Below are 4772 nucleotides of genomic sequence, written 5' to 3' on the forward strand. Positions count from 1 at the left end.
ATGAGATGGTCCTGTCGCTCTATGCCAAGGGCCTGACCACCGGGGAAATCAGCGCGCACTTCGCCGAGATCTACGGTGCGTCCGTGTCAAAGGAGACCGTCTCGCGGATCACCGACAGGGTGCTCGACGAGATGGCCGCGTGGCAAAACCGGCCGCTGGATGAGGTCTACGCGGCGATCTTCATCGACGCCATCGTCGTCAAGGTCCGCGACGGGCAGGTCGCCAACCGGCCCGTCTACGCCGCGATCGGCGTGACGCTGGAGGGTGAGAAGGACATCCTCGGCCTGTGGGCCGGCACCGGCGGTGAGGGCGCGAAGTTCTGGATGAGCGTGCTCACCGACATCAAGAACCGCGGCGTGAAAGACACCTTCTTCCTGGTCTGCGACGGCCTCAAAGGCCTGCCCGAAGTCGTCACCAACGTCTGGCCGCTGACAACCGTGCAGACCTGCATCATCCACCTGATCCGCAATACCTTCCGCCTGGCCTCGAAGAAGGACTGGGACGCGCTCAAACGGGACGTGAAGCCCATCTACACCGCCGTGAACGCTGCGGCCGCCAGGGCGGCGTTCGAGGAGCTCACCGAGCGCTGGGGCAAGAAATACGGGGCCATCGTGCGGCTGTGGGAGAACGCGTGGGAGGAGTTCATCCCGTTCCTGGACTATGACGTGGAAATCCGGCGCGTGATCTGCTCGACCAATGCGATCGAATCCCTCAACGCCAGGTACCGGCGCGCCGTGAAGGCCCGGGGTCATTTCCCCACCGAGCAGGCTGCGCTAAAGTGCCTGTATCTGGTCACCCGATCCCTCGATCCGACCGGTGCCGGCAAGACCCGATGGGCCGTGCGTTGGAAGCCCGCTTTGAACGCCTTCGCCATCACTTTCAGCGACCGATTCCCGGCCGCTGAAAGCTACTAAAAGAAACCGCCGGATACACCGTTAATGAGATAGTCCCCTCCGCTGGTTCAGCCCGGCACGAGTCCCTGAGTGGATTTGTGCCGGGCTGAGTCGTTTGATGGCGGCTGTCGGCGCGTCTGCCGAGGCTGGTGGGGTTGTTTAGAAGGGTGGTGGGGTGGTGCTGGCGGGTCGGGTCGGGCTGTTGTCGTGCCGGGGCGTGGTGTTCAGGGGCGGGCGTGGGGTGAGGCGTCGGATGGGTTTGGCGCGGGACTTGGGTGGCCGGGGACGTGTGTGTCCGGGTGGTCGTTGTGGGGTGTGGTCGGTTTGGTAGAGGCGGGGGATGGCCCAGGGGGTGGTCCAGTCGTCGGGGTCGAAGGTGTTGATGAGGTCTTGGAGGTGGAGGGTTTCGGCGTGTTCGGTGGCGAGTGAGTCGAGGTGGTCGGCGAGGCCGCCGTCGTCGGGCCGGGGGGCCTGGTCGAGGTCGTGGTTGATGGCTTCGAGTGTGGCGGGGTCGTGGAGGGCGAGGAAGTCTTCGCGGCTGAGGCTGGAGTCGCCGTCGCCGTCGCCGTCGTAGCCGTAGCCGCTGCCGTCGTCGTGGCGGTGGCCACCGTCGAAGCTGCAGTAGCCGTAGCCGTCGTTCTCGCCGTCGCCGTCGTCGTTGTCGTGGTGTGCCTGGGTGCGGGCGTGGTCTTGGCGGGCGCGGCTGGTGGGGGTGTGGGGTGTTTCGGGGGTGTTCCAGTAGTGTTCCGGGGCTTGGGTGTGGGTGGTGCTCCAGAGGGTGGTGGTCGTGGTGGTGCCGTCGGGGTGTTGGGTGGTGGTGAGCAGGCCGAGGGATTTGAGTCGGTGGCAGCGTTTGCAGAGGGGTGCGAGGTTGTCCAGGTCGGTGGTGCCGCCGTGTTGCCATTCGATGGTGTGGTCGCTCTCGGTGCGGTCGATGGCGCTGTTGCAGCCGGCGGTGGAGCAGCGGTTGTGGCGGTAGGCGAGGGCGCGGCGTTGGGCGGGGGTGGGGCGGTAGCGTTTGCGGCCCCAGTGCAGGACCTCGTCGGTGACGGGGTCGGTGATGACGCGGGTCCAGGTGGTGGTGTTGGCGAGCCAGCGGCTGGTGGTGGCGGGGTCGATGGGTCCGCCGCCGATGATCTGGGGCAGTTCGGTGCCGGGGCGCAGGAGGGTGTCGGGGACGCGCGGGGACGTCGTCGTCATGCCGGTGCCGGCTGTGGTGGTGCCGGTGTCGTCCGTGTCGGCGTGCCCGGCGGTGGCCGTGTCGGTCGTGGGGCCGTTGGGGGTGCCGGCGAAGAAGGTGCTGGGGACGGTGATGATGACCTCGGGGGCGATGGCGTCGAGTCCGTGGCCGTCGGGTCCGTTCAGGAGGAGGTCGAGGAGGGTGTCGACGCGGAGCTGGGCCAGGGTGCGGGGCGCGTCGCTGGAACCGTGCCCGTCGTGGCCTTCGCCGAGCGTGCCGTCGTTGCCGTCGCGGTCGTCGCAGTCGTCGCCGTCGGTGCCGGTGGGGCCGTTGACGGTCCCGCCCGTGCCCGTGCCCGTGCCTGGGCGCGTGGTGCGGCTGGCGGCCTCGTCGTTGCGGGTGCCGCCGTTCTCGGCGTCGTTGCAGTTGCCGTTGCCGTTGTCGATTTCGGTGGCGTGGAGGGTGCGGGTGTGGTGGTCGAGGCGTTGGTAGATGGCGTGCAGGGGTGCTTCGGGGGCGTAGATGCTCAGGCGGGCCATGCCGTCGGGGGCGGGTTCGAGGCGGACGTCGCGGGTGGCGGTGGCCTTGCGGGTGCGGGTGGTGAAGGATTCGGGGTCGTATTGCTCGACGAGGGCGCGGCCCTTGGCCTCGGTCTCGGTGGGGGTGTTCCCGCGTAGGGCGTAGTCGGTGAGGCGGTTGCCGAGTTCGGTGCGGGCCTGGTCCACGATGGCGTTCTCGCGGGCGAGGGCGCGGGCGTGTTCCTCGTGTTCGGCGTCGGGGGCGGTGCGGGAGGGGCGGGGCGGTGTCCGGGGGGTGATCTTCAGGGCGGTGGTGGCGATCGCGCGGACCTGTCCGGAGCCGAGGCGTCCGTCCTGCCAGGCCTGGTGCACGGCGGGCAGGGAGTCGAGGAGGAGCTGGGCGTGGTTCAGTTCGCGGGAGGCGGTGTAGGGGCCGATGCCGCGGATCCGGGCGATCGCGTCCACGGCGGTGGCGTGGCCGGCGTTAGAGGCGAGGCGTCCGACGGAGCGGCTGGTGTCCATCCCGGGGTTCTCCTCGGGGTCCGGGAGGGTGGGGTCCGCGCGCAGTTCGGCGTCGTCGCGCAGCGCGGTCATCGCGGCCGCGCGCAGGGCCTCGGCGTAGCGGACGAGGCGTTCGGCGTCTTCGAGGTCGCGGGCCGGGTTCGTGGGTCCGGGCTCGCGGCGCAGCGTCCACGGGCCCACGCGGGCCGGTGGCGTGGGGTGCTGGGCGCGGATCCTCATGCATCCAGTCTAGTCGTGGTGTTCGATGATGGGAAGAAGAAATCGAAAGTTTGTTCTATAACGTTTGCCGCCAGCTCCCCGCCCCGAGGGTGTTTCATAGAGTGTGTAAGGGTCCGGTCTCTAACTGGGGTGTGACCTGTGGTTTCACCCCTTTGAAAGGACGGGCCTCATGGCAGATACCAACACCATTCCGAACCCTCTTGAAGGCGTTCTCAGCGCCGATCAGATCGACGCCCTCGTCACCGCCGCGGAGGATCTCGGGCAGGGGCGCCACGGCGTCGAGGAGCTGCTGGCGCGAATGACCCGCGCGGTCCTGGAACGGAGCCTGGAGACCGAGATGAGCGACCACCTCGGCTACGAGTCCGGGGACCCCGCCGGGGCCGGGACGGGAAACTCGCGCAACGGCAAGACCACCAAGAACGTGCAGACCCTGCAGGGGCCGGTGCAGATCACCGTGCCACGGGATCGGAACGGCTCCTTCGCGCCGGTCATTGTGCCCAAGCGGTCCCGCCGGCTGGGCAAGGTCGAGGACATGATCCTCTCGCTCTACGCCCGTGGGATGAGCACCCGCGACATCGGGGCCCACCTCGAGGAGATCTACGGGGCCAAGGTCTCCGCCGCGACGATCTCCCGGGTCACCGACGTCATCGCCGACGAGGTCGCCCAATGGCAGAACCGGCCGCTGGAAGCGGTGTATCCGATCGTCTACATCGACGCGATCTGGCTGAAGATCCGTGACGGCGGGGTCGTGGCGAACAGGGCCTGCCACATCGCCGTGGGCGTGGACGTCGAGGGCCGCAAGCAGGTCCTGGGCCTGTGGCTGGGCGCTTCGGAGGGGGCGAAGTTCTGGGCCAACGTGCTCACCGAGATCCGCAATCGCGGCGCCACGGACATCCTGGTCCTGTGTTGCGACGGGCTGAGCGGCCTGCCGGCGGCGGTGAACAGCATCTACCCGCAGACCGTGGTCCAGACGTGCGTGGTGCACCTGCTGCGCTCGGCGATGCGCTACGCCTCCTACGGGGACCGCAAGGCGATGGCCAAGGACATGCGTCCGATCTACACGGCTCCGACCGTGCAGGCCGCGGAGCTGGCCATGGAGGCCTTCGCCGAGGCCTGGCAGGCCAAGGCCCCCGGGGCGGTGCTGGCGTGGAGGAACGCGTGGGAGGACTTCACCCCGTTCCTGGCGTTCACACCCGAGATACGCAAGGTCATCTACACCACGAACCAGATCGAATCGATCAACTACCAGCTCCGGAAGATCACCAAGACCAGGGGCTCGTTCCCCTCCGACGACGCGGCGCTCAAGCTGGTCTACCTGGGGATCCGGAACATCGAGACCACCCGCGGAGGCGAGCTCGGAACCGGCACCCAGGGATGGCACCAGGCCCTGAACGCCTTCGCCGTCCAATTCCCCAACCGACTCCCGATCTGACCACCCGG

General features: G+C 68.4%; 3 protein-coding genes. 2 read left to right on the forward strand and 1 reads right to left on the reverse strand.

Translation table 11 applies throughout. From position 1 onward, the window contains the following. Positions 1-914, forward strand: a 914-nt coding sequence (locus ACQ3I4_RS16485; protein WP_430632801.1) for an IS256 family transposase, incomplete at its 5' end; no start/stop codon positions are given. Positions 915-1052: 138 nt separating this feature from the next. Here the strand turns inward: ACQ3I4_RS16485 and ACQ3I4_RS16490 are convergent. After that, positions 1053-3332 (reverse strand): DUF222 domain-containing protein, encoded by a 2280-nt coding sequence (locus tag ACQ3I4_RS16490; protein WP_430633928.1) that lies wholly within the window; start codon positions 3330-3332, stop codon positions 1053-1055. 169 nt (positions 3333-3501) lie between these two features. Here ACQ3I4_RS16490 and ACQ3I4_RS16495 point away from each other — a divergent pair, with 169 nt between their 5' ends. Beyond that, the gene (locus tag ACQ3I4_RS16495; protein ID WP_329864319.1) at positions 3502-4764 is read left to right on the forward strand and encodes an IS256 family transposase; all 1263 of its coding nucleotides are present in this window, start codon (positions 3502-3504) and stop codon (positions 4762-4764) included. The last annotated feature ends 8 nt before the right edge of the window (positions 4765-4772 follow it).

Source organism: Zafaria sp. Z1313, assembly GCF_050563205.1.
GTDB lineage: Bacteria > Actinomycetota > Actinomycetes > Actinomycetales > Micrococcaceae > JAZDCJ01.